The organism is Pseudomonas sp. GM78 (genome assembly GCF_000282475.1).
In the GTDB taxonomy this organism is placed as follows: Bacteria; Pseudomonadota; Gammaproteobacteria; order Pseudomonadales; family Pseudomonadaceae; genus Aquipseudomonas.
Genome location: NZ_AKJF01000218.1, coordinates 1 through 25,492 on the forward strand (window position 1 = coordinate 1; position 25,492 = coordinate 25,492).

At 61.8% G+C, this 25,492-nt stretch carries 20 protein-coding genes; 8 read left to right on the plus strand and 12 right to left on the minus strand.

Annotated elements, in window-relative coordinates:
- The 3 genes from PMI35_RS01095 to PMI35_RS01085 form a co-directional block, all read left to right on the plus strand.
- Window positions 1-843: vWA domain-containing protein (locus PMI35_RS01095; protein WP_008066282.1), on the plus strand; the 843-nt coding region annotated here is incomplete at its 5' end.
- Window positions 840-2,573, plus strand: coding sequence for a tetratricopeptide repeat protein (locus PMI35_RS01090; protein WP_008066284.1), 1,734 nt, complete (start codon window positions 840-842; stop codon window positions 2,571-2,573). The genes PMI35_RS01095 and PMI35_RS01090, both read left to right, overlap by 4 nt.
- Entirely contained in the window at window positions 2,570-4,222 is a 1,653-nt protein-coding gene (locus PMI35_RS01085; protein WP_008066287.1) for a BatD family protein, read from the plus strand. The genes PMI35_RS01090 and PMI35_RS01085 overlap by 4 nt, the downstream gene beginning before the upstream one ends.
- A 6-nt stretch (window positions 4,223-4,228) precedes the next feature.
- Here the strand turns inward: PMI35_RS01085 and PMI35_RS01080 are convergent, their stop codons facing one another.
- Window positions 4,229-5,812, minus strand: a complete 1,584-nt coding sequence (locus PMI35_RS01080; RefSeq protein ID WP_008066289.1) for an ATP-binding cassette domain-containing protein — start codon at window positions 5,810-5,812, stop codon at window positions 4,229-4,231.
- Window positions 5,813-6,197: 385 nt separating this feature from the next.
- Here PMI35_RS01080 and PMI35_RS01075 point away from each other — a divergent pair, with 385 nt between their 5' ends.
- The 3 genes from PMI35_RS01075 to PMI35_RS01065 are packed head-to-tail and all read left to right on the plus strand — an operon-like array spanning window position 6,198 to window position 11,673.
- Window positions 6,198-7,442, plus strand: a complete 1,245-nt coding sequence (locus PMI35_RS01075; RefSeq protein WP_008066291.1) for an exonuclease SbcCD subunit D C-terminal domain-containing protein — start codon at window positions 6,198-6,200, stop codon at window positions 7,440-7,442.
- The gene (locus PMI35_RS01070; RefSeq protein WP_008066293.1) at window positions 7,439-11,080 is read left to right on the plus strand and encodes an AAA family ATPase; all 3,642 of its coding nucleotides are present in this window, start codon (window positions 7,439-7,441) and stop codon (window positions 11,078-11,080) included. The genes PMI35_RS01075 and PMI35_RS01070 overlap by 4 nt, the downstream gene beginning before the upstream one ends.
- Window positions 11,077-11,673, plus strand: coding sequence for a glutathione S-transferase (locus PMI35_RS01065; RefSeq protein WP_008066295.1), 597 nt, complete (start codon window positions 11,077-11,079; stop codon window positions 11,671-11,673). Before PMI35_RS01070 ends, PMI35_RS01065 begins: the two co-directional genes overlap by 4 nt.
- Window positions 11,674-11,677: 4 nt before the next feature.
- Here PMI35_RS01065 and PMI35_RS01060 read toward each other — a convergent pair whose 3' ends face one another.
- The 9 genes from PMI35_RS01060 to PMI35_RS01025 form a co-directional block, all read right to left on the minus strand.
- Entirely contained in the window at window positions 11,678-11,935 is a 258-nt protein-coding gene (locus PMI35_RS01060) for a hypothetical protein (RefSeq protein ID WP_008066297.1), read from the minus strand.
- Window positions 11,932-12,144: a hypothetical protein gene (locus PMI35_RS01055; protein ID WP_032832179.1), complete on the minus strand. Its 213-nt coding sequence runs from the start codon at window positions 12,142-12,144 to the stop codon at window positions 11,932-11,934. Before PMI35_RS01055 ends, PMI35_RS01060 begins: the two co-directional genes overlap by 4 nt.
- 115 nt (window positions 12,145-12,259) lie before the next feature.
- Window positions 12,260-12,382 (minus strand): hypothetical protein, encoded by a 123-nt coding sequence (locus PMI35_RS35700; protein WP_008066313.1) that lies wholly within the window; start codon window positions 12,380-12,382, stop codon window positions 12,260-12,262.
- A 200-nt stretch (window positions 12,383-12,582) separates the two neighbouring features.
- On the minus strand, window positions 12,583-12,762 hold the full coding sequence (locus PMI35_RS01050) for a hypothetical protein (protein WP_008066314.1): 180 nt from the start codon (window positions 12,760-12,762) through the stop codon (window positions 12,583-12,585).
- Window positions 12,763-12,917: 155 nt separating this feature from the next.
- A complete protein-coding gene (locus tag PMI35_RS01045) occupies window positions 12,918-14,087 on the minus strand; it encodes a lactonase family protein (protein ID WP_008066315.1) in 1,170 nt (389 codons plus the stop codon).
- Window positions 14,080-14,418, minus strand: a complete 339-nt coding sequence (locus PMI35_RS01040; RefSeq protein ID WP_032832180.1) for a DUF5629 family protein — start codon at window positions 14,416-14,418, stop codon at window positions 14,080-14,082. The genes PMI35_RS01045 and PMI35_RS01040 overlap by 8 nt, the downstream gene beginning before the upstream one ends.
- 133 nt (window positions 14,419-14,551) lie before the next feature.
- Complete coding sequence (locus tag PMI35_RS01035; protein ID WP_008066317.1) at window positions 14,552-16,132, minus strand: aldehyde dehydrogenase (NADP(+)); 1,581 nt, start codon at window positions 16,130-16,132, stop codon at window positions 14,552-14,554.
- 10 nt (window positions 16,133-16,142) lie between these two features.
- Window positions 16,143-17,135, minus strand: coding sequence for an AraD1 family protein (gene araD1, locus PMI35_RS01030; RefSeq protein ID WP_008066318.1), 993 nt, complete (start codon window positions 17,133-17,135; stop codon window positions 16,143-16,145).
- A gap of 152 nt (window positions 17,136-17,287) precedes the next feature.
- On the minus strand, window positions 17,288-18,610 hold the full coding sequence (locus PMI35_RS01025) for an MFS transporter (RefSeq protein ID WP_008066319.1): 1,323 nt from the start codon (window positions 18,608-18,610) through the stop codon (window positions 17,288-17,290).
- Between the two features lie 193 nt (window positions 18,611-18,803).
- On the opposite strand from PMI35_RS01025, the gene PMI35_RS01020 reads away from it, so the two are divergent.
- Complete coding sequence (locus PMI35_RS01020; RefSeq protein WP_008066320.1) at window positions 18,804-20,540, plus strand: IlvD/Edd family dehydratase; 1,737 nt, start codon at window positions 18,804-18,806, stop codon at window positions 20,538-20,540.
- A gap of 185 nt (window positions 20,541-20,725) precedes the next feature.
- Window positions 20,726-21,445 (plus strand): FadR/GntR family transcriptional regulator, encoded by a 720-nt coding sequence (locus tag PMI35_RS01015; protein ID WP_032832181.1) that lies wholly within the window; start codon window positions 20,726-20,728, stop codon window positions 21,443-21,445.
- 190 nt (window positions 21,446-21,635) lie between these two features.
- Here PMI35_RS01015 and PMI35_RS01010 read toward each other — a convergent pair whose 3' ends face one another.
- Together PMI35_RS01010 and PMI35_RS01005 are read right to left on the minus strand one after the other, a co-directional pair.
- Window positions 21,636-24,020: an efflux RND transporter permease subunit gene (locus PMI35_RS01010; protein ID WP_008066322.1), complete on the minus strand. Its 2,385-nt coding sequence runs from the start codon at window positions 24,018-24,020 to the stop codon at window positions 21,636-21,638.
- A gap of 28 nt (window positions 24,021-24,048) precedes the next feature.
- The gene (locus PMI35_RS01005; RefSeq protein ID WP_008066323.1) at window positions 24,049-25,101 is read right to left on the minus strand and encodes a WD40/YVTN/BNR-like repeat-containing protein; all 1,053 of its coding nucleotides are present in this window, start codon (window positions 25,099-25,101) and stop codon (window positions 24,049-24,051) included.
- Window positions 25,102-25,492: the final 391 nt, after the last annotated feature.

A 25,492-nucleotide genomic window follows, 5' to 3' on the forward strand; every position in this document is an offset into this window, starting at 1 on the left:
GGCGAGCCACTGCCGATTGCCGCCAGTGGGCGCGACCTGCTGGTGGCGGTGGATGTGTCCGGTTCCATGGATTTTCCCGATATGCAGTGGCAGGACGAAGAGGTCAGCCGCCTCACGCTGGTCCAGCATTTGCTGGGCGACTTCCTCGAAAGTCGCGACGGCGACCGGGTCGGCCTGATCCTGTTCGGCAGCCGGGCGTACGTGCAGGCGCCCCTGACGTTTGACCGACATACCGTGCGTGTCTGGCTCGACGAGGCGCGCATCGGCATCGCCGGCAAGAACACTGCCATCGGCGACGCCATCGGCCTGGCCGTCAAGCGTCTGCGGCAACGTCCGGCGCAAAGTCGCGTGTTGATCCTGGTCACCGATGGCGCCAACAACGGTGGCGAAATCGATCCGCTCACCGCCGCCCGCCTGGCGGCCAGGGAGGGGGTGAAAATCTACCCGATCGGCATCGGCGCCGACCCGGAACAAAGCGGCACACCGGGTTTCCTGGGGATCAATCCGAGCCTGGACCTTGACGAACCCACCTTGAAAGAAATCGCCGATGCCACCGGCGGCCAGTACTTTCGCGCTCAAGACGGCAAGCAACTGCAATCGATCAAGGCCACCCTCGACCAACTGGAGCCTGTGACCCAGCAACCGACCCAGGCCCGTCCGGCCCAGGCCTTGTATCACTGGCCGCTGGCGCTGGCGTTGTTGCTGAGCATGCTGCTGGTGGTGCGCGTGCTGTGGCCGGATAACCCGCTGCATCGACTGTTCAACAAGGACCTGTTCTTGCAAACGCAATTGCCTGACTGGCGCCAGCGCCTCAAACGCCTGCGCCTGCGGAGGCGCCGATGAGCGATCTCTGGCCGTACTGGTTCCGCCCGTGGTGGCTGCTGTTGCTGCCACTGCTTGGCTGGCTGCTCTGGCAACTGTGGCATCGGCAGAAACGCGCCGGACGCTGGCAGATGATCCTGCCACCGGCGTTCCATTCGGTGTTGCTCAGTGGCGGCAGCGGCCGCGAAAGCAAACTGCCGTGGGTTGCCCTGGGCGTGGCGTGGATGATCGCCGTCCTCGCATTGCTCGGGCCGAGCTTTTCCCGCGTCGAACAGTCCAGCCAGAAACCCGCCGATCCACTGGTGGTGATCCTTGAGCTGACCCCGGAAATGCTCGCCACCGACGTTCAGCCAAACCGCCTGGAACAGGCCCGGCGCAAACTCTTCGATCTGCTGCAAAGCCGCAACGATGCACAGACTGCGATCGTCGTCTTCGCCGGCAGCGCCCACACCCTGGTGCCGCTGTCGGACGACCTGTCCACCAGCCGCAACCTGCTCGATGCGCTCAAGCCGTCGTTGATGCCTGAAGCCGGACATCGCGCCGACCTGGCGGTGCACAAGGCATTGGCCTTGCTGGAACAGGCCGCACTGGGCGACGGCCGGATCCTGTTGATCGGCACCACCCTGAGCGAACAGGAGCGCCTGGGCATCCGCCAGGCCTTGAGCGGCAAATCGACACAATTGCTGATGCTCGGCATCGGCACCGCCGAAGGCGCGCCCATTACCCAGGAAGATGGCAGTTTCCTCAAGGATGAACAGGGGGCGATTCTCGTGTCGCGCCTGGACGAGCCCGGCTTGAAATCCTTCGTCAATGACCTGGACGGACGCTATCGCCACGCTCGCCTGAGCGATGCCGACCTGCGTGCCCTCGGCCTGTTCGACAGTCCGCGCAACCTGCGCGACAACGGCCAGACCCTGCGCCTCGACACCTGGGCCGACCAGGGCTACTGGCTGCTGTTGCCGTTGCTGTTGCTGGCGGCGTGCGCCGGTCGGCGCGGCTGGTTGCTCTGCCTGCCACTGTTGCTGGCGCTGCCGCAGCCCGGTTATGCCTTCGACTTCCAGGACCTGTGGCTGCGCCCCGACCAGCAGGGCGTGCTCTTGCTCAAGCAAAAACGCCCGGCCGAAGCTGCGCGGCACTTCGAAGATCACCAGTGGCAAGGCGTTGCCCTCTACGAAGCCGGCGACTACAGTGGCGCCGCCCAGCGGTTCGCCGAAGGCGATGACGCTCATGCCCACTACAATCGTGGCAACGCCCTGGCCAGGAGTGGCGAGCTGGAGGCGGCACTGGATGCTTATGAACAGGCCCTCGAACGCCAACCGGATTTGCGCCCGGCGCTGACCAACAAGGCCTTGGTGGAAAGCCTGCTCAAGCACAAAGCCGCAGCGCCACCCCCTGACAAAGCCGCCGATGAGGCGACCAGCGATGCCGAGCAGCAAGCGCCACCCAGTGACACTGCGCAACCGTCGCAAAGCGGTGAACCCGAAACGGCTGGCGAACAAACCCAGGCAACCACCGAGCCTTCCGCCACCACGCCCCCGCGCCCCGGCACCAATGAGGTCCCGGGCAGCGAACTGGGAGACGAACAGCACACCGTTGCGCCCATGCGCCCGGCCAGCGACAGTATCGACGGCGAGCAGCAGCAGGCACTGGAGCAATGGCTAAGGCAGATCCCGGATGACCCGGGGGAATTGCTCCGGCGCAAATTCTGGTACGAACAGCAACAACATCAGGATCAGGGAAAAACTCGATGACCCGCTTCACCGCCTTCACGCTTGCCCCGCTGCCCGCCTTGCTGCTCTGCGTGATGCAGACCCAGGCAGCCGAGCTGGTCGCCAGTGTCGACCGGGCTCGCCTGAACTCCGGCGAGACGATCGAACTGACCCTGGAATCCAACGACGTGACCCAGTTCGGCAAGCCCGACCTGACGCCACTGGAGCCACTGTTCGAAGTGCGTGGCACTCGCCAGGTCAACCAGTTGAACACCCTCAACGGCGACAACCAGGCCACCACCCGCTGGATCATCACCCTGCTGCCCTTGCAAAATGGCACCGTGGTGATTCCCGCGCTCAAGCTGGGCGAGGTCCAGAGCCAGCCGATCACCGTGCAAGTGGTGGAAAGCGACCCCCAGGCGACCCCGGACAAACAGGCACCGGTCTTCATCGACGCCAGCCTCGATCAAACCAGCGTGTACGTGCAAGCCCAGGCGGTCCTGACCTTGCGCATCTACCATTCGGTATCGCTGTACGACGACAGCAGCCTGCCGCCCTTGCAGATTCCTGACGCGCGCATCGAACAGTTGGGCGAGTCGCGCACCTACGAGAAAGACATCAACGGCCTACGCCACGGCGTCATCGAGATGCGCTATGCGATCTACCCGCAACACAGCGGTGAGCTGATCATTCCGGCGCAGATCTTCAATGCCGCGCTGGTGGACGCGCAACCCGTCCAGGACGCCAGCGTCCAGATGCCGAAATCCGGCAAATTGATGCGTGTCAGTTCCGGTCAACTGCTGCTGACGGTCAAGGCCAAACCCGTCACCTACCCCGCCGACCTGCCCTGGCTGCCGGCTCGCAGCCTGACGCTGAGCGAAAGCTGGAACCCGGAACCGGAACACGTTCAGGTCGGCGATTCGCTGACCCGCAGCCTGACGGTCAAGGCCGAAGGCCTGGCCAGCTCGCAACTGCCGCCACTGCCCGGCACCGAAGCCGGTGGCCTGCGGCGCTATCCCGATCAACCGGTGCTGGGTAACCAGAACAGCGAGCGAGGCCTGGTCGGCAGCCGCGAAGACCGCGAAGCGCTGGTGCCTTCGCGCAGCGGCGCCATAGAGTTGCCGTCGGTCGAGGTGGTCTGGTGGAACACCTTCGAAGACCATCTGGAGCACAGCAGCCTGCCCGCTCGGACCCTGCAGGTGGCCGCCAATCCCAGCCTGATGGTCGACACCCCGGCCGGCACCTCGGCGCTCGACAGCAGCGCCAGCAGCGAAACCCTCTGGCGCTGGAAACTCAGCAGCCTGATCCTGGCCTGCACCACCCTGCTGGGCTTCGGCCTCTGGTGGCGGGCGCGCTCGCAACCGGCCATTCAGCGCGCGGCACAAACCGGCCCGAGCCCACGCACCGTGCTCGACGACCTCAAGCGTGCCTGCCAGGCCAACGACTCCCACGCCACCCGCCAGGCGCTCGACGCCTGGGCCCGCCAGCAACCGGAAACCCTGGCCGACATGGCCGCCCGCTTCGTCCCGCTGTCCGACGCCCTCGACGGTTTGAACGGCGCGCTGTACAGCGAAACCGGCCAGCACTGGCAAGGGGAAGATTTGTGGCGCGCGATTCGTACGATTCCGATCGCTGAACGGGTTCAGGACCCGGTTGGGGACAGTGGGTTGCCGCCGTTGTATCCGAAGTGATGGGTTTTAGCTTTTGAGATGAAACTCGGCATCTAGATGAATGGCGTGTAAAAAAGCGCAATCGTGGGAAACCACGATCAATGCACCTTGGTACTGATTGAGCATCTGTTCCAGCGCGATTCTGCTCGGCAGATCCAAATGGTTGTCCGGCTCATCCAGCAACAGCAATTGCGGCGGCCGCCGTGCATATAGCTGCGCAGCCAGGGCTATTTTCAGGCGTTCGCCACCACTCAATTGGCAAGTCCTGAGCATCGCACGAGCCGCATCAATCCCCATCTGGGCCAGGCGGGTCCGCGCCTCGGCCTCGGGCAACTCTGGATTACTCTCGTAGAGCCATTGCACTGCCGTGCGTTCGGGGTACTGCAACCCGGCGTGTTGATCCAGCCAACCAACATGGCAACTGCGCATGAGTTCGCCTTCGCGTACCGGCAATTGGCCAGCGATTACTCGCAACAGGGTCGACTTACCGCTGCCGTTGGCGCCCAGGATCGCCATGCGCATAGGCCCGGTCAGCGTCAGGTTGATCGGTACCGCATAACCGAACGGGAGAATCACGTCGTTGAGTTGCACAATCAGCTTGCCATTGGGCACTACGCTTTCCGGGGACAGCATCATGCGTTGAATGTCCGGCGCACACCGCGCACGGGCCTCGGCGATCCGTTGTTGCTGCTGCTCCCGGGACACCTGTTGATTGAGGCGCAATTTTCCCTGACTGTTTTCACTTCGCTCTTTCTGGGCGTTGGTAATCAACTTGGTCTGATTGCCGTCACGGGCCTGACGGTCTCCGCGGGCATTACGCCGTTGCTGACGCTCCATCTGCACGGCCATCTCACGTTGCTCACGCTTGGCCTGCGCCCGTTCCCCTTGCAATGCCGACTGGAACGACTGCTGTTCCTGCTCGCGTGCCGCCGCGTACTGACTGTAGTTACCGCCATAAACCGCCAGCCCCAAGGGTGAAAGCTCGACAATTTCGTTCACGTGCTCCAAAAGACCCCGGTCGTGACTGATCAACACCAGGCCGTTGGGCCAACTATCGATCTGCTGTGCAAGCTCGTGTTGATGATCAATATCCAGGTGATTACTGGGCTCATCCAGAATGAGCCAGTCGGCCCTGGATAACCACGCCCCCAGCAGCGCCACCCGTTGCCGTTCGCCACCACTGAGTGCGTCAGTGCGCGCCTCGGCATTCAAGTGCCCCAGGCCGATCTGCTGCAGCTGCGCCTCAAGGCGTGTGGCGCAATCCCATTGATCGACTGCCAGCAAATGGTCGTCATCGTCGACACTCCCTTGGGCAATACGCTTCAGCGCCGCCAGAATATGGTCGACCCCGGCCAGCGCGGCAACGTTGGGATAGCGCTCCGGTTCCAGTAACTGCGCCACGGCGTAAACCCGCCCTTCGCGACGGACGATGCCGCTGGTGGGCAGCTGCTCCCCCGTCAGGAGCCGGCCGAGCAAGGACTTGCCACAGCCATTGGCGCCGACGATTCCCGTAGCCCTGGTACTGAAGGTGTGGTTCAAGTGATCGAACAGCACGCGCCCGTCGGGCAAGTTGAATGACACTTGATCAAGTTGGAGTAACCGTTGAGTCATGACGCTTCCTTGAACAATCGGCCCGATAGGCACGGCACGAACAACGCACAACGTACTGGTTGACGTCGCGACGAAGTCCTGGAGGGCCGCATAGTGCAAGCTGCACAGCGAACGTCTGACCGTCACAAAGTGGGAAATCAAGTTAGCTGGCGAAGCTAGACCAATCAATTATTCAGGCGAGAAATCCACAACAAACGATTAATTTTCAGAGCACTCCGTAGTACGCCTCCTACAAATGTGCATCAAGAAGTCAGCCGAACGTAGACTTCGCCAACTGCTACCAGTTGTGCATGACCACACCCACCCCGTTTGCCAGTAAACTCCCCCCCTTTCGCCGCTGTCATTTTTCCTCGCGGCCACCACCTTTTTTCCTACGGAGTTCGCCTTGCGTCTGTTTCACACCTCCGACTGGCACCTCGGGCAGAATCTGCACGGCCAGGATCGCGATTTCGAGCACGGCTGTTTTCTCGACTGGCTCCTGCGCCAGCTCAAGCTGGATCAGCCGGATGTGCTGCTGATCGCCGGCGACATCTTCGACACGGTCAACCCGCCGGTCAAAGCCCAGGAACGCCTCTACGACTTCATCGTCAGCGCCCATGAGCAGCAACCATTGCTGACCATCGTGATGATCGCCGGCAACCACGATTCCGGTTCGCGGATCGAACTGCCCGCGCCCTTGATGCGCCGTTTGCGGACCCATGCGTTGGGCCGGGTGCTGTGGCTGGATGATGGGCAACTGGATGCCGAACGCCTGTTGTTGCCGCTGCCCGATGCCCGGGGTGAAATTGCCGCCTGGTGCCTGGCGCTGCCGTTCCTGCGCCCGGCCGAAGTGACCGGCGCGCATTTGGGCGACGACTACCTGCGCGGCATCGGCCAGGTTCACGAATGGCTGATTGAAGCGGCCAATGCCAAGCGTCAGCCCGGCCAGGCGCTGATCGCCATCAGTCATGCGCACATGGCCGGCGGTTCGGTGTCGGAGGATTCCGAACGCAGCCTGATCATCGGCAACGCCGAGGCCCTGCCCGCCAGCCTGTTCGGGCCGACCATCAGCTACGTCGCCCTGGGGCATTTGCACAAGCCACAGAAGGTCAACGGCGAAGCGCGGATTCGCTACAGCGGCTCGCCGATCCCCTTGTCGTTCTCGGAGATCGGCTACCAGCACCAGATTCTCGACATCACGCTCGACGGCGAAACCCTGGTCAGCGTCGAACCGAAATTGATCCCCCGCGCCGTCAACCTGCAGCGTATCGGCCCGGCGCCCCTGGCGGACATCCTGGTGCAACTGGCCGAGCTGCCCATCATCGACCTGTTGGCCGACTACCAGCGCCAGCCCTGGCTGGAGGTGCGGGTGCGCCTGGACGAGCCGCAGCCGGACTTGCGCCATCAAGTGGAAAGCGCCCTGCTGGGCAAAGCCGTGCGCCTGGTGCGCATCGCCGCCGAATACGCGGGCAACGGCAGCCGTGAAGGCGCCGATGACGGCGCCGGGTTGATCGAGCTGGACCAGCTCACGCCCCAGGAACTGTTCAGCCGCGCCTGGCAGGACAACTACGGCAGCGACGTCGATGAGCAAACCCTCAAGGACTTTGCCGAGCTGCTGCAAGACGTGCAGATGGAGGACGAACAGCCATGAAGATCCTCGCCATCCGCCTGAAGAACCTCGCCTCCCTGGCCGGTCCATTTGAAATCGACTTCACCGCCGAACCCCTGGCCAGTGCCGGACTGTTCGCCATCACCGGCCCTACCGGCGCGGGCAAGAGCACCCTGCTCGACGCGTTGTGCCTGGCCCTCTTTGGCGCCGTGCCGCGCCTGAACAACACCGGGCGCGACGCCAAAGTGCCGGACGCCGATGGCGAAATTGGCACCGGCGACCCCCGCACCCTGCTGCGTCGCGGCACCGGCGAAGGCTATGCCGAAGTGGATTTTGTCGGCGTCGACGGCCGCCGTTATCGCGCGCGCTGGGAAGCCAATCGCGCCCGGGAAAAGGCCGGCGGCAAGCTGCAAGCCAGTCGCCAGAGTTTGCGCGACCTCGATCAGGATCAACTGCTGGCCAGTCAGAAAGGTGAGTACAAGACCCAACTCGAGGCCGCACTGGGCCTGAATTTCGAGCAGTTCACCCGGGCTGTGCTGCTGGCGCAGAGCGAGTTCAGCGCCTTCCTCAAGGCCGATGACAATGACCGCAGCGAACTGCTGGAAAAACTCACCGACACGGCGCTCTACACCCGCCTGGGCCGCCGGGCCTTCGAAAAGACTCGCGAAACCCGCGAAGCGCACAAATTGCTGCAGGATCAGGCCAGCGGTGTCACGCCGCTGGCTCCAGAGGCGCGCGCCGAGCTCGACGAGCGCTTCCACGCCGCGCAACAGCAACTGAAATTGCAGCAGGCGCAGCTCAAGCAGCTTGAGCTGCAGGACGCCTGGCTTAAAGAACTGCGCCGTTTGCATGACGCGCAACTGGCCGCTGCCGAACAACTGCACAGTGCCCAACACACCTGGGAAAGCCTGGCCGGCGAGCGCTTGCAGCTGACGCGCCTCGAACAGTTGGCCCCGCAACGGCATCAGTTCGCCCGCAAGGCCGAGGTCGATTCATTACTCACGCCCCTGGCAGAGCAGATTGCCGAGCATACCCGGCAACAGGGCGAACTCGGCGAGCGACAGGCGCTACTGGAACAGCAACTGGGCGCAACCCGGATCGCCCTGGGCGAAGCACAACAACGGCAAACCGACTGTGCGCCGCTGTTGCGCCAGGCTTTCGAGGAGCAAAGCACCCTCGCCCGCCTGGCCAAGGACGCGGCCCTCAGTGCCGAAGTCCGGCAGACCGCCGAACAGGCCTGCACCCAGGGCCAGAGCGCGATTCAAACCTTGCACGAGCAACAGGCCCGGGCTGCCGAGCACTTGCAGCGCATGGCGGCCGAACTTGCACAAAGCGCTGATCTGGCGCCGTTGAGTGATGCCTGGAATGCCTACCGTGATCGCCTGCAACAGCTGATGTTGATCGGCAATCGACTGAACAAGGGGCAGGCGGAACTGGCGAATCTCGAACAGAACGCCATGCTCGCCGCGCAAGCCTTCACTGCGCAGAAACAGCAACTGGAGGTGCTGTTCAAGGAGGCCGGTGCCGAGCCGGATGCCGTCGCCGAGCAGATCGGTATCCTCGGCAGTCTGTTGCAGGACAACCGCAAGCAACTGCGTGCCATCGAAGACCTGACCCGGCTGTGGGACAGTCAACAGGACCTGGACCGCCGCGGTGCCGAGTTGCAACAACGCCAGGTCGCTGCGCAACAGGAACGCGAGCGCCTGACCCAGGACGGGGTAAAGGCCAAGGCTGAACTTGCCGTCGCCGAGCAGACCCTGACTGTCACCCGCGAACTGCTGGAGCGCCAGCGCCTGGCCCGTAGTGCAAGCGTCGAGGAACTGCGTGCGCAATTGCTCGATGACCAACCCTGCCCGGTCTGCGGCAGTCATGAGCATCCTTATCATCAGCCCGAGGCCCTGTTGCAAAGCCTGGGTCGCTTTGATGAAAGCGAACAGGCCACGGCACAAAAAGCCGTCGATCAGCTCAAGGAAAAGCTCACCGAACTGCGCGCGGAAGTAGGCGGACTGATCGCCCAGCAAAAGGAACTGCTGCAACAGCAGGAGCAACTGGCAACTGCGCAACAAGCCCTGGCGCCGAGCCTTCAAGCGCATCCGCTGGCCACCGCGCTGTTCAATCAGGACGCCGAAAAACGCAGCGCCTGGCTCAACCAGCAAAACAGTCAGCTGAATCAAAGCATCACCCAGGACGAACAACGGCAAACCGCCCTGCTCACCCTGCAACAGGACGCGGCACGCCTGACCCAGCAATTGCGCCACGCCGAAACCGCGCATCAGAGCGCGGCCCAGCACCTGGACAATCAACAACGTGAACTGGGCAATGACCGTCAGCGCCTGGACGAAGAACTCAGCGCCTTCGCCAGCCTGCTGCCAGCCGATACCCTGGAAGCGCTTCGTACCGAGCCTGCTGCGACCTTCATGCAGCTTGATCGGCAGATCGCCGAGCGCCTGGCGCAACTCGATCAGCAGAAGGAAGAACTCGCGGAACAGCAACAGCGTCAGCAAAACCTGGAGAAGGAACAGGATCGCCAGCAGACCCGCGTGCAGCAATTGCAAACCGCGGAGCAGCAGTTCAGCGCGCTGGCCATGCAACAACAGGCCAGCCAGCAAGCGCTCGGGCAACTGCTCGGCGCGCACGGCAGCGCCGAGCAGTGGCAGCAGCAGCTTGAACTGGAGGTGGAACAGGCGCGCCACGCCGAAGGCACAACCGCCACGGACCTGCAAAACGTACTGACGCAACTGGTGCGCATCGCAGCCGAACTCAAGGCGCAGCAAGAGCGTTTGCACACGCTGGAAAGTGAACATCGCGAGCTCGCCGGCAAAATCGCCGAATGGCGCGCCCGTCACCCGGAGCTGCATGACGGTGGCCTTGAAGACCTGCTGCGGGTCGACGACGCCCATGTGAGCGAACTGCGCCAACGCCTGCAACACAGCGAAAAAGCCATCGAACAAGCCAGTGTCCTGGTACAGGAGCGCGACAAGCGCTTGCTCGATCACAAGGCGCAGCACAACGGCAACCTGGATGACGAGCAACTCGCCAGCGCGCTCACTGAGTTGCAAAGCCAGTTCACTGCCAGCGAGCAACACTGCGCCGAGCTGCGGGCTGAACAGGCTGAGGATCAGCGCCGGCAGAACGCCAATCAGGCCCTGGCGCAACAGATCGCCGACGCCTACACCGAGTACCAGCGCTGGGCGCGCTTGAACGCGCTGATCGGTTCGGCCACCGGCGACACCTTCCGCAAGATCGCCCAGGCCTACAACCTCGATCTGCTGGTGCACCACGCCAACGTGCAATTGCGCCAACTGGTGCGGCGCTACCGCCTCAAGCGCGGCGGCAGCATGCTCGGCTTGCTGGTGATGGACACCGAGATGGGTGACGAACTGCGCTCGGTGCATTCGTTGTCCGGCGGCGAGACGTTCCTGGTTTCGCTGGCCCTGGCGCTGGGCCTGGCATCGATGGCCTCGAGTACGCTGAAAATCGAATCGCTGTTCATCGACGAAGGTTTCGGCAGCCTCGATCCGGAGTCCCTGCAATTGGCCATGGACGCCCTCGACGGCTTGCAGGCCCAAGGGCGCAAGGTCGCGGTGATCTCCCATGTGCAGGAAATGCATGAGCGGATTCCGGTGCAGATCCAGGTCCGTCGCCAAGGCAACGGCTTGAGCACCCTGGAGGTGAAATGATCACCCTCTATTCTTTCCGCCGCTGCCCGTACGCCATGCGGGCACGCATGGCGCTGCGCTACAGCGAAGTGGCCGTGGACATTGTCGAAGTCAGCCTCAAGGCCAAACCCGCCGAGATGCTCGCGTTGTCGAGCAAAGGCACGGTGCCGGTGTTGAACGTAGACGGCCAGGTCATCGATGAAAGCCTGGAAATCATGCGCTGGGCCCTGGCACAGCATGATCCGCAGGACTGGTTGCTCAAGGATGATCCGCAAGGGCAGCTCGCCATCGTGGCGTTGATCGAGAAGAACGATCAGGTCTTCAAGGTGCATCTGAACCGCTACAAGTACGCCGAACGCTATCCGGAACAGCCGATGGCGTTCTATCGCGCTGAGGGCGAGGTGTTCCTGCGTAAGCTGGATGAGTGGCTGGACGGTCGCGATTATTTGCTGGCCGACCACCCCACCCTGGCCGACGTGGCGCTGATGCCGTTCATACGGCAATTTGCCCATGTCGATCGCGAGTGGTTTGTGCAGACGCCCTATCGGCGTCTGCAGGCTTGGCTACAGCGGTTTCTGGAGTCGGCGTTGTTTACATCGATCATGAAGAAATAATTGCTCAGGCCAATACTTCGCACATGCCTATTGCCGAGCAATCAACGTGGAACGGACCGAAAAAACCTTCATCGGGCGTGATCGGCGGGTTGCCGGCCAGCATCCCCATGGCCTTGGCTGTCTCGATGTTGCGCGCGATGTTGTGGTTGGCCTCGATGGCCCGTGCCACCCCGCCTATTGACCCGTGCCCGATCCCCAGCAGGGAAAAGCCATTGGTTATGAATGCCAGGAAGGCGATAACCAGAAGTTTGCAACGGTTCATGCTCCGCCCACTCCCGCGAGTTCAGCCGGATCGACCATCGCCTGTTGTGCGCGATGTTCAAACTGGATGCCAGGGTGTGCGACATGGATCGGCGGTTCGACGCTTTGCTGCGACTGCGGCGAAAAGCTGACAACCAGCACCATGACCAGGTAAAGACCGATTGCCACATAGGCGCCGTGTTTGGCAGAGGTGATGATCGTGCTGGCCATGATGAACTCCGTGGACATGTTTCAGAGTCCACAGAATCAATCAAAAAAGCACCGGTAACCAACGAGTCTGATGCATAGCAAATATCAACATCGTTGATCATTAAGCCGGTCTATCTCAGTCTTCAATAAAACTAATCATGCGCTCGCGGGCAGCGTCGGGTTCACCGGGAATGGGCCCGGCAGACAGGATCGGGGTCGAATAGAGGAACAACAGCACCACGGCAAGACGCATCGTCATTTTGGCAATCCTTTTCTTCAGAAGGAGGAGTCAAAAAATCAGCGTCAAATTTAGAGGCATGGCCACCTGATATCAAGCTTCGGCGACCAAGTTGTCGCAAACGCGTTATGCAGGAGCGACATCACTTCAACGCCTCTCGCGGCCTGGGCTTCGATCGGCAAGTGACTTCGCTCCTGCATAAAGGCTGCAGGGCTTGAATTTCAGTGTTGGGCCTTGTGATCCAGGGCGGCGTAGAAGTTGGCGCTCTGTTGCAGGTATTTCTGGGTGTAGCTCTGGGCGTGGGTTTTCTTGTCGCTGATTTCAACGTTGGCGCTGGCTGGCAGGGCCACGGTGGCGGAAATGGCGGAAGCGGCGATTACGGAGAAGAGATTGAAGTTCATGCTGTATTCCTCGAAGTCAGTTGGCTTGCCTGCCCGATGGGGCCGTGAAGCAAACTTAACCCTCGAGGGTTAGCAGCTTGAAATGCTTTGTGACACTTCTAGATATCACCCTCATTGATAGAAGGATGCAGGCCCCATCAACCGGGGCCTGCGGCCTATTGACGCACCAGGAACTTCAGGTCACTGGGTGCATCCATCGGCAGTTTTTGCACGGTTTTACCCAGCAAGCCGGTCTTGGCATCGCGCTCGACGACGACAATCTGGTTGCTTTTCTGGTTGGCGATCAGCAGGAACTTGCCGCTCGGATCGAGGCTGAATTCCCGTGGATGATCGCCCTCTACCGTGCGACGTTGCAGTTCCTTGAGATGGCCCGTCGCGGGGTCGATGGCGAACACCAGCAACTGGTTGGCGGTGCCACGGTTGCTGACATAGAGGAACTTGCCGTCCGTTGACGCATGCAGCGCAGCGGCGGCCTTGTCCGAAACGGGCTGACCGGCAGCCAGGTCGACGCTCTGGGTTTGCTCGAGCTTGCCGTCGCGGTAATCGAACACCGCCACTTGCGCGCTCATTTCCATGGTCAGCCAGGCGTGCTTGCCATCGGCACTGAACAGCAGATGGCGCGGCCCGCTACCGGCTGGCAGTTGAACGAACGACGGTGTGGCCGGGGTCAATGGCAGGTCAGGATTGGCCTTGGGGTCGAAGCGGTAGACAAAAACCTTGTCCGCCCCCAGGTCGTTGGAAAACACGTATTTACCATCAGGCGAGCTGATCGTCGAATGCACGTGCGCCGACATCTGCCGCTCGGGATTGACCCGGCTGGCCGGATGGCTGCTCATCTGCACCACCGGTTTGAGCGTGCCATCGGCCGCCACCGGCAACACCGCCAGGGTGCCGCCCGGGTCTTCGGCCACCGAGTAGTTGCTGACGAACAAATGGCTGGCTTCCAGGCTCAGGCTCGAATGCGTCGGCTCGTTGCCGAGGCTTTGCACCTGATTGATCAGGGTGAGTTCATGGGTCTTGGGGTCGATGGCATAGCTGCTGACCCGCCCGACCGGATCGGCCTGGCCCGGGCCATTTTCGTTGACCACGAACAGACGCAGCCGGTCCCTGGACAGGGTCAGCCAGGACGGGTTTTCGCTCTTGATCACTTGCAGCGGCCTGGCGTCGATCTGTCCGGTTGCACTGTCGAAGTTCAGGCGATAAATACCCTGGCTTTGGCCGCCAGTGTACGACCCCACGAGTACTTGGTAGTCGTCGGCGGATGCCACCTGAACGCCCATTGCGCCGATGCTGCCGGCGATCAACAGCGGCCAGAGGTTACGCATCCTGTTGTTCGTCGTCTTCGTTGTCGCCGCTGATGACGTCGCCCAGGCAGACCAGGCGGTGTTCACCATCTTTATCGTTGATCAGCCAGCTTTGCAGGGTGGTGTCGAAAGTCGCGGCCTGGACCTGTGCCGGGGTGAATTCCCAGTGCTTGGCCGCTCGACCGTCCATGCATTCGATGTGCAGGTTGTCGTCGACATCGAGGGCGAATTCGAAGGCGTGCAGCCCGTCGATCTCCACCATCCCGCAATGTTCGAGGGCGTTGAGCAAGGTGTCTGTTACGGCAGTCATGGCAGTCAATCTTTGAGTGGGAAAAACGCAATGATAGCTCATGCACCTACCGATCGTTCCATACAGACCTGTGGGAGCGGGCTTGCCCGCGATTGCGTCAGCACAGCGAACATTGATATCGACTGACAGATTGCTATCGCGGGCAAGCCCGCTCCCACAGGGTTCGTTGTGAATCTTAGAGGGCGTTGTGCGACGGTTTGCCATCCACCAGGCGCTGAATGCCCAGCGGGTTGGCATTCTTCAGCGCATCCGGCAGCAGGCTATCCGGGTAGTTCTGGAAGCACACCGGGCGCAGGAAGCGGTCGATGGCCAGGGTGCCCACCGACGTGCCGCGCGCATCCGAGGTCGCGGGATACGGCCCGCCATGAACCATCGAATCACAGACCTCCACGCCGGTTGGATAGCCATTGAGCAGGATTCGCCCGACCTTCTGCTCCAGCAACCCCGTCAGCTCGCTGAACTGCTCGAAGTCCGCCTGCTCGCCGATGATCGTCGCGGTCAATTGACCGTGCAGACCGTTCAGCGCGGCGCTCAGTTGTGCCTGATCCGCCACTTCGACTACCACTGTGGTCGGGCCGAACACTTCCGCTTGCAGCACTTCATCCCCCTCGATCAGCAAGCCGACATCGGCCTTGAACAGTTGCGGTTGCGCCTGTCGCCCTTGTTGCGGGTTACCCGCGAGGTGTTCGATTCGAGGATGATCGAGGAGCTTTTGCAAGCCTTTTGCATAGCTGCCCAGGGTCCCGGCGTTGAGCATGGTCTGCGCCGGTTGATCAGCCATCATGTCGGCCACCAGCTGGAGAAATGCAGTGAATTGCGGCGAACGGATGCCGATCACCAGGCCAGGATTGGTGCAGAATTGACCGCAGCCTTGCACCACCGAAGCCGACAGGCCGCGGGCGATGGTTTCCGTGCGCGCTTGCAGTGCCTGGGGCAATACGATCACCGGGTTGATGCTCGACATCTCGGCGAACACCGGGATCGGTTGTGGGCGCGCCGCCGCCATGTCGCACAGCGCGCGACCACCGGTGAGCGAACCGGTGAAACCCACCGCCTGGATGGCCGGGTGCTTGACCAGCGCTTCACCGACTCCACCGCCGTAGATCATGTTGAACACGCCGGCCGGCATCGCGGTTTTTTCTGCCGCGCGGATGATTGCATCGGCCACCTGCTCGGCCGTGGCCATGTGACCGCTGTGGGCCTTGAACACCACCGGGCAACCCGCGGCCAATGCCGACGCGGTGTCACCACCGGCGGTGGAAAACGCCAAGGGGAAATTGCTGGCCCCGAACACCGCCACCGGGCCGAGCCCGATACGGTATTGGCGCAGGTCCGGACGCGGCAAGGGTTGACGCTCAGGCAGCGCCTGGTCGATACGCGCACCGTAGAAATCGCCGCGCCGTAGCACGTTGGCGAACTGGCGCATCTGCCCGCTGGTGCGGCCACGCTCACCGATGATCCGTGCGGCAGGCAGCGCAGTTTCGCGACACACCAGGCTGACGAATTCATCGCTCAGCGCATCCAGCTCATCGGCGATAGCATCGAGAAATTCTGCGCGACGCTGGGCACTCAAGGTGCGATAAGCCGGGTACGCTGCGGCACCTGCCCGGGCAGCGGCATCGACTTCCTCGGGCGTGGCATGAATGAAATCGTGGGGCAATGCCTCGCCGGTTTCGGCGTCGACGCTGTGCAATGTCACGTTGCCCTTCGCACTGCGCTGGCCGCCGATGTAGTTGTGTCCAAGAATTCGGGTCATGCATGATTCCTCAAAGTGTGCCGACAGTGCCGGGTTCGAACGCTGCATCGACTGGAGCGATGCCATTGATCAACGGTGCGCCGAATTCGCCCTGGCTGATCTCGAACACATCGCCCGGTTGCGTGCGGATGCCGTCAGCAAAGGACAGGGTCGCGGTCCCGAAGAAGTGGATGTGCACATCCCCCGGGCGCAGGAACTGGCTGTATTTGAAATGGTGATATTCAAGGTTCGCCAGGCTGTGGCACATGTTGGCCTCGCCACTGAGGAACTCGTTCTGCCACAGCACCTGGCCGTCGCGCAGGATGCGGCTGGTACCGGCCAGGTGTTGCGGCAGCTCGCCGACCCGCAGCTCCGGGCCGTAGCTGCAACTGCGCAGCTTCGAGTGAGCCAGGTACAGGTAGTTCTTGCGCTCCATGACGTGATCGGAAAACTCGTTGCCCACTGCAAACCCGAGGCGATACGGCTTGCCGTCGTGACCGATGACATACAGGCCGCTGAGTTCAGGCTCTTCACCGGCGTCTTCGGCAAACGGTGGCAACGGGAACGGCTCGCCGGGGCGCACAACGATGCTGCCGTCGCCCTTGTAGAACCATTCCGGCTGCACCCCCGCCTGACCGGCTGCGGGTTTGCCGCCCTCAACGCCCCACTTGAAGATGCGCATGGTGTCGGTCATCGCGGCTTCGTCACCGGCCTGCTGGTGCATCTTGTCCCGGGCCGACGCGCTGCCCAGGTGAGTCAGGCCGGTACCGCTGACCAGCATGTGCGCCGGGTCCGGGTGATCCAGCGGTGGCAGGATGCGCAATTGAGCCAGCAGTTCGGCGTAGTCGTGGCCGATGCCCAAGCCCAGGCTCTGTACCTGTTGCTCCAGATTGACGCCCGCTTCGATCGCCGCCAGCGCCAGGTCGCGAACCGTGCGCGCCTCACGAACTTCCAGGACTTGCGCCCCCTCGACCACGCCGACACGGCGCTCGCCGTTACTCAATTCGAATTGAACCAAACGCATGAAATTTCTCCTGTTTAATCGAACGCCCCAGATCCTTGTGGGAGCTGGCTTGCCAGCGATAGCGATCTATCTGACACATTGACGGTGAATGTGCTGCAGCCATCGCGGGCAAGCCCGCTCCCACAGGGTCAGTGGTGATTTCGTGTTTTGTGTCAGGTACGGGTAGCCCCACGCGCACTCGCCGCAAATTCATCCGCCGGCAACACATGCTTGCGCTCCAACTGGCGATACACCACGCCGGTCAACACCAGGCCGAACAGCATCACGCAGGACAGGAAATACAGCCCCGATGCCAGGTTGCCGGTGTACTCCTTGAGCGCGCCGATCACGAACGGGCCGATGTAGCCGCCGAGGTTGCCCACCGAGTTGATCAGGGCAATCCCCGCCGCCGCACTCGCGCCGGCAAAGAAGCGACCGGGCAAGGTCCAGAAAATCGCGGTGCAGGAAAACAGCGCGAATGCGACCAGGCACAGCGCCATCAATTGCAATACCGGAAAGGTCAGCCAGGCACTGAGGAACAGGCCGATCGCGCCCAGCACATACAGCACTGCCAAATGGCCGTAACGATCATTCAATCGATCGGAGCTGCGTGGGATGATCAGCAGCCCGATGATCCCGAAGACATAGGGCACCGATGACACGAACCCGGTCACCAGGTCGCTGCCGCCAAACTGCTTGATCAGGGTCGGCAGCCACAGGCCCAGGCCATAGATGCTCAGGGTCACCGGCAGGTAGAACAGCGCCAATAGCAACACGCGCTTGTCCTTGAGCGCATGCAGCGGGTTGCCGTGACGGGTCTGGCCGTAGGCCTGCAGGTCTTTTTGCAGCTCGCCGCTCAGCCAGTCCTTCTCGGCCTGGTCCATCCATTTCACCTGTTGCGGACCATCCGGCAACCAGCGCAGCACCGGCCAGGTCAGCAGGATCGCCGGGGTGCCGATGACGATGAACAGCCACTGCCAGCCGTGCAGGCCGAGCACGCCGTCCATGCCCAGCAGGCCGCCGGACACGGGCCCGGTGATCATCATCGCGATGGGTTGGGACAGGATGAACAGCCCCAGAATCTTGCCGCGATGGCGAACCGGGAACCACTGGGTGATGTAGTAGAGAACGCCCGGAAAGAAGCCGGCTTCCGCCGCACCGAGCAGGAAGCGCATCAGGTAGAAGCTGTTCGGCCCCTGCACGAAGGCCATGCCGATGGTAATGGCACCCCAGGTGACCATGATCCGTGCGAACCAGCGCCGCGCGCCAAAGCGGTCAAGCATCAGGTTGCTGGGGATCTCCAGGAGGAAATAGCCAATGAAGAACAGTCCTGCGCCCAGACCGTACGCCGCATCACCGAGACCGATGTCGGCGCCCATGTGCAGTTTGGCGAAGCCCACGGCGGAGCGATCCACGTAGGCGATCAGGTACAGCAGGATCAGGAAGGGAATCAGTTTCAGCGTGATGCGACGTATCAGCCGCAGTTCCTGGCTCATGGGATCGGTCTCCGATTGTTGTTTTTATAGAACCTCGGGGGACGCCTCTCACGGCTGACCGTCAGGGCCATCCCTCCGCTGAAAACGACTATATAGTAATACTATTTAACCAACAACACTTCCAAACAGGCCAATTTTCGCTTATCTTACGCTTCGTCTCGAACAATATAGTCATACAATAAGAGAATCGATCATGTCTGATAAGAAACCCACCCTGCGCTCCGCCCAATGGTTTGGCACCGCCGACAAGAACGGCTTCATGTACCGCAGCTGGATGAAGAATCAGGGCATCGCCGACCACCAGTTCCACGGCAAGCCGATCATCGGCATCTGCAATACCTGGTCGGAACTGACCCCGTGCAACGCGCACTTCCGCCAGATCGCGGAACACGTCAAGCGCGGCGTGATCGAGGCCGGAGGCTTCCCGGTGGAATTTCCGGTGTTCTCCAACGGCGAATCCAACCTGCGCCCGACCGCCATGCTGACCCGAAACCTGGCGAGCATGGACGTCGAAGAAGCCATTCGCGGCAACCCGATCGATGGCGTGGTGCTGCTGACCGGTTGTGACAAGACCACCCCGGCGTTGCTGATGGGCGCGGCCAGTTGCGACGTGCCAGCGATCGTCGTCACCGGCGGGCCGATGCTCAACGGCAAGCACAAGGGCAAGGACATCGGCTCGGGCACCGTGGTCTGGCAACTGAGCGAACAGGTGAAGGCCGGCACCATCACCATCGACGACTTCCTCGCGGCCGAAGGCGGCATGTCCCGCTCGGCCGGTACCTGCAACACCATGGGCACCGCCTCGACCATGGCCTGCATGGCCGAGGCCCTGGGCACGTCCCTGCCCCACAACGCGGCGATTCCCGCCGTCGATGCCCGCCGTTATGTGTTGGCGCACATGTCCGGCATGCGTGCGGTGGAGATGGTGCGCGAGGATCTGAAACTGTCGAAGATCCTGACCAAGGAAGCCTTCGAAAATGCGATCCGGGTCAACGCCGCGATCGGCGGTTCGACCAACGCCGTGATTCACCTCAAGGCCATCGCCGGCCGCATCGGCGTGGAGCTGGACCTGGACGACTGGACCCGCATCGGTCGCGGCATGCCGACCATCGTCGACCTGCAACCGTCCGGGCGCTTCCTGATGGAAGAGTTCTACTACGCCGGTGGCTTGCCAGCGGTATTACGCCGCCTTGGCGAAGCAAACCTGATCCCGAACCCGAATGCCTTGACCGTCAATGGCAAATCCATCGGCGAGAACACCAAGGACGCGCCGATCTATGGCGAAGACCAGGTGATCCGCACCCTCGACAACCCGATCCGCGCCGACGGCGGGATCTGCGTATTGCGCGGCAACCTGGCGCCACTGGGCGCGGTGCTCAAGCCCTCCGCCGCCACGCCCGAATTGATGCAGCATCGCGGACGGGCCGTGGTGTTCGAGAACTTCGACATGTACAAGGCGCGGATCAACGATCCAGAACTGGACGTGGATGCCAACTCGATCCTGGTCATGAAAAACTGCGGGCCCAAGGGTTATCCGGGCATGGCCGAAGTCGGCAACATGGGCTTGCCGGCCAAGCTGCTGGCCCAGGGCGTGACCGACATGGTGCGCATTTCCGATGCGCGCATGAGTGGTACCGCCTATGGCACCGTTGTCTTGCATGTCGCCCCGGAAGCGGCGGCTGGCGGACCATTGGCAGCCGTGAAGGAAGGAGACTGGATCGAACTCGACTGCGCCAGCGGCCGTTTGCACCTGGACATCCCGGATGCTGAACTGGCCGCACGCATGGCCGACCTGCAACCACCACAGAAGTTACTGGTGGGCGGCTATCGCCAGCTGTACATCGACCATGTGCTGCAGGCGGATCAGGGCTGCGACTTCGACTTCCTGGTTGGCTGCCGTGGTGCCGAAGTACCGCGCCACTCTCACTAACCCCCCAGAACCCTGTGGGAGCGAGCCTGCTCGCGAAGGCGGTTTATCATTCAACATTTCTGTTGCCTGACACTCCGCCTTCGCGAGCAGGCTCGCTCCCACATTTGATTGTGCACTCGCCTCAAGATCGTGCCGTGCCTGTTATCATGCCCGGTATCCCCCCGCACAGGACCGCGCCGTTCCCCATGGATTATCGCAAACCCTCCGACCGCAAAAGCATGCACTCGCGCATCGTCCAGGAACTGGGCATGCAGATCGTCTCGGGTCGTTTCCTGCCGGACGACAAACTGCCCGCCGAAGCCCTGCTTTGTGAGGAATATGCCGTCAGCCGGCCGGTGTTGCGCGAAGCCACCCGGGTCCTGGTCGCCAAGGGCCTGGTGTACTGCCGCCCGCGGGTCGGCACGGTGGTCAAGCCGCGCAAGGAATGGCACATGCTCGACCCGGACGTTCTGCATTGGCTGATGCAAAGCAGCCCGCAGAACCAGTTCTTCGACCTGCTGACCAGCGTGCGCAGCATCATCGAACCGGCCGCCGCCGCCCTCGCGGCGCAGTTCGCCACCGATGCGGACATCGCCTCTATTGGTGAGGCCTACCAACGCATGGAGGCCGCGCCGACACCCGAAGCCTTGCTGCAACCAGACCTGGATTTCCACAGCCGTATTGCCGACGCCACCCACAACGACTTGCTGGCCAATCTGTGCAACATGCTCTCGGTGGCGATCGCCGAGGCATTGAAGCATTCCAACCAGCGGCCAAACCTGCATGAGCTGGCGTTGCCCCGGCACAAGGCGATTCTCACGGCGATTGAAAACCGTGATGCGCTGGGTGCGCGGCATGCGACGCTGGTGCAGCTCGATGATGCGCGTAGTGCACTGAATGTGGTGCTTGGCACCGATCCCGCCTGACCGCCGAGAATCCCTGTAGGAGCGAGCCGGCTCCGGGCGGCGTTCCGACGATGGCGGCTTTACATTCACCGTTGATGTTGCCTGACACACCGCTATCGCGAGCAGGCTCACTCCTACAGTGGTTTGGAGTTAAATTTGAGATATAAAAAAGCCGCAACCAAAGTTGCGGCTTTTTTGTTTCAGCCAGGGATCAGTGAGCGAACAGCGAATTGCCCTTCTGCCCCGCCAGCTTTTCCGGCTTGATCAGGAATCGTGCCAGTGCCGGCAGCAGCCACAGCGCACCGAACATGTTCCACAGCAGCATGAAGGTCAGCATCAGGCCCATGTCGGCCTGGAACTTGATGGCCGAGAAGATCCAGGTGCACACGCCGATGGCCAGGCACAGGCCGGTGAACAGCACGGCCTTGCCGGTGGATTTCAGCGTCTGGTAGTAGGCCTCTTGCAACGGCAGGCCAGCACGCAGGAAGCTTTCCAGGCGGCTGTAGATGTAGATGCCGTAGTCCACGCCAATCCCCACCCCGAGCGCCACGACCGGCAGGGTCGCGACTTTCACGCCGATGCCCATGAAGGCCATCAGGGCGTTACCCAGCACCGACGTCAGCACCAGCGGCAACACGATGCACAAGGTCGCCGCCCAGGAACGGAAGGTGATCATGCACATGACCGCGACGCAGATGTACACCAGGATCAGGATGGTCAACTCGGACTTCTTGATCACTTCGTTGGTAGCCGCCTCGATCCCCGCGTTACCGGCAGCCAGGATGAACTCCAGGTTCTCGGTGTTGTGTTCCTTGGCGAACTCCTGCACCGCATGCACGGCACGATCCAGGGTTTCGGCCTTGTGGTCGTTGAGGAACACCAGCACCGGTGCCAGGGAACAGCTGTTGTTGTACAGGCCGTCGGCACGGGCGATGGAGTTGTTCAACACGTCCGGGTTACGCGACAGGGTTTCCCATTTCAGGTTGCCCTCGTTCATGCCCTTGATCATCTGCTTGGACACGGTCACCAGCGAGATCGCCGACTGCACGCCCTCGGTGTTCTGCATCTTCCACATCAGCTCGTCGATCGGCGCCATGGCTTCGTAGCGCGAGCAGCCTTCGGCCTTGGTCTTGACCATCACCACCAACACGTCGGAACTGGTGGAGTAGTTGCTGATGATGAAGTTGTTGTCCTTGTTGTAGCGCGAGTCCGGACGCAGTTCCGGTGCCCCTTGGTCGAGGTCACCGATCTTCAGGTTCTGGCTGTACCACAGGCCACCGCCAAAGGCGACCAGCGCCAGGAGAATGGAAACCGGGGCAACCTTCGCGCTGGCAAAGTTCGACAACAGGCGCCAGAACGGGTGCTCGCGGATCGCATCCTTCTTGCTGCGAGCCACGGCGCGCTTGCTGATGCCGACATAGGAAATCGCCACCGGCAACAGGATCAGGTTGGTGAACACGATCACTGCCACACCGATGGAAGCACCGATGGCCAGCTCGCGGATCACACCGATATCGATGATCAGCAGCGTGATGAAGCCCACCGCATCGGCGAGGATCGCGATCATCCCCGGCAGGAACAGCTGGCGGAAGGTGCGCCGCGCCGCCGTCAGGGCGTTTTCGGCTTCACTGGATTGCAGCGCAATACCGTTGATCTTCTGCACGCCGTGGGAAATACCGATGGCGAAGATCAGGAACGGAACCAGCATCGAATACGGATCGAGCCCGAAACCGAAGAAGTGCATCAACCCCAGCTGCCAGATCACCGCCACCAGCGTGGTACTCAACACCGCCACCGTGCTGCGCATGCAGTTGGTGAACCAGTACAGCAGGATCAGGGTGATGACGAAGGCGACACCGAAGAACATCACCACCATCACCAGGCCGTCGATCAGGTCGCCGACCTTCTTGGCGAAACCGACGATATGGATCTTCACGTTGGGGTTCTGTTGCTCGAACTTGTCGCGGATCTTCTCTTCCAGCTCATGGGAGAACTTGCGATAGTCCAGCGCCAGCAACTTGCCCTGGTCCTGTGGGTCCGGGTAGGACTCCAGCAGCGGGATGTCGACGATGCTCGACTTGAAGTCGTTGGCCACCAGTCGCCCGACCTGCCCGGACTTGAGCACGTTGTTGCGCAACAAATCGAGGCTTTGCTGGGAACCGTTGTAGCTCTGCGGGATCACTTCACCGCCGGCAAAGCCCTCCTCCGTCACCTCGGTCCAGCGTACGCTCGGGCTCCACAGCGACTTGAGGCCGGAGCGGTCAACGCCGGAGATGTAGAACACCTCGTCGTTGATCTGCCGCAACGTCTCCATGTATTCCTTGGAGAAGATGTCGCCGTCGGTGGCTTCCACGGAAATGCGGACGGTGTTGCCCAGGTTCGCCAGATCGTTGCGGTGCTCCATCATCTTCTGAATGAACGGATGCTCTAGCGGGATCATTTTTTCGAAGCTGGTGGACGGGCGAATCAGCGTCGCCTGCCAGAACAGGAAAACACTGACCAGCAGGCAGATGAAGATCACTGCCGGGCGGTTGTTGAAGATCAGGCGCTCGAGAAACGTCGCCTTGTCCTGATGATGGGTGCTTAAGGATGTCATAGCTACGCCTTCTTATTATTAACCCGGCTCATTTGCCCAGCTCAGCGCCATTTGGCGAAGTGGCGCGAACGCCGCCCTGTCCAGCCAGAATCAGATTGCCGTTCCCCGCGGCCACTACCGATGAGAGCGAGATCCGATCCCGACGGTTGAAGACGCTGAAGGTTTCACCGTTGTCGCTGCTGCTGATCACCGAACCGCCGTTGCCGACGATCACGATGGAACCATCGTCGAGCAATGTACCGCCGGACAGACCGAACTCCAGGTCTCCGCGTTCGGCCTTGAGCTCGACCTGCTCCCAGGTGCTGCCGAAATCCGTGGAGCGGTAAAGATTGCCGCGCAGGCCATACGCCAACAGCGTGTTGGGTTGCGCGGTGCCGATCACACCGAACAGCGAACCCTCGTACGGACCTTCGAGTTTTTCCCAGGTCTGGCCCCAATCGGCCGAGCGGAACATGCTGCCCTGCTCGCCGACGATGAACAAGCCAGCATCCTTGACCGCCGTGATGGCGTTGAGGTGGAACTGGTCTTCGTTGTCCAGGCGATCGCTGACGTCTTCCCAGTTTTTCCCACCGTCGGTGGTGGCCATCAACGCACCGTAGGCGCCCACGGCAAAGCCGCTGTTGGCGTCCTGGAACCAGACGTCGAGCAGCGGCGATTCGCGTTTCAGGTCTTCGAATTGCTTGGTCCAGGTGATACCGCCATCGTCGCTGGCGAGAATCTGCGCGTCATGACCGACGGCCCAGCCACGCTTGTCATCGACAAAGAACACCGAGGTCAGCAGCTGCCGGGTTGGCACCTTGGCCTGGGTCCAGGTCGAACCCTGGTCATCGGAATACAGAATGTGCCCGCGATCCCCGACCGCCACCAGGCGCTTGCCGGCGTGCACGACATCGAGCACCAGGCTTTTGCTGGCTTTGGCCGACTCAACGGAATAAACCACGTCGGCTGCCGGCGCGTCAGCGGCCAGCACCGGTGCCGACCACACGGCACAACCCAACAGCGAGAGCGCTGTAGCCAGCAACGCGAACTTGCGCAATGCCGGCGGGCGGCAGATACCCACACCCATGACAGGCTCACTCATAGACCTTCCCCCATTATTATTGTTAGGTCGTTCAACCTTTCAGGGCGCCGTAAGGGTTGTTCGCGGGATGACCCTTTTCAAAGCATAGCCTTGAAACCCGCAATCCAGAGCCCCTTCGGAAGCTGGCTTATCCTATCGGTGTTTTTCGACGGCTGACAATCGACGGCACGTTATGTTTTGTTAACCGGAGGGGGATGGGGGGTTGCTGAATGATTGGGTATTGGGTGGGGTGATTGTGGTTTTGGTGGTTGGTGGTTGGTGGTTGGTGTACATATCCGTTTCTTCGGTAACGGCCACTTAGGGTTTCGCCCTTACGGCGAGTCACTTGGAAAAGCCCCAAGTAACCAAGGGCTCTTGCCCCTGGCGTTCGGTGCCTCGCTAAGGCTCGGCA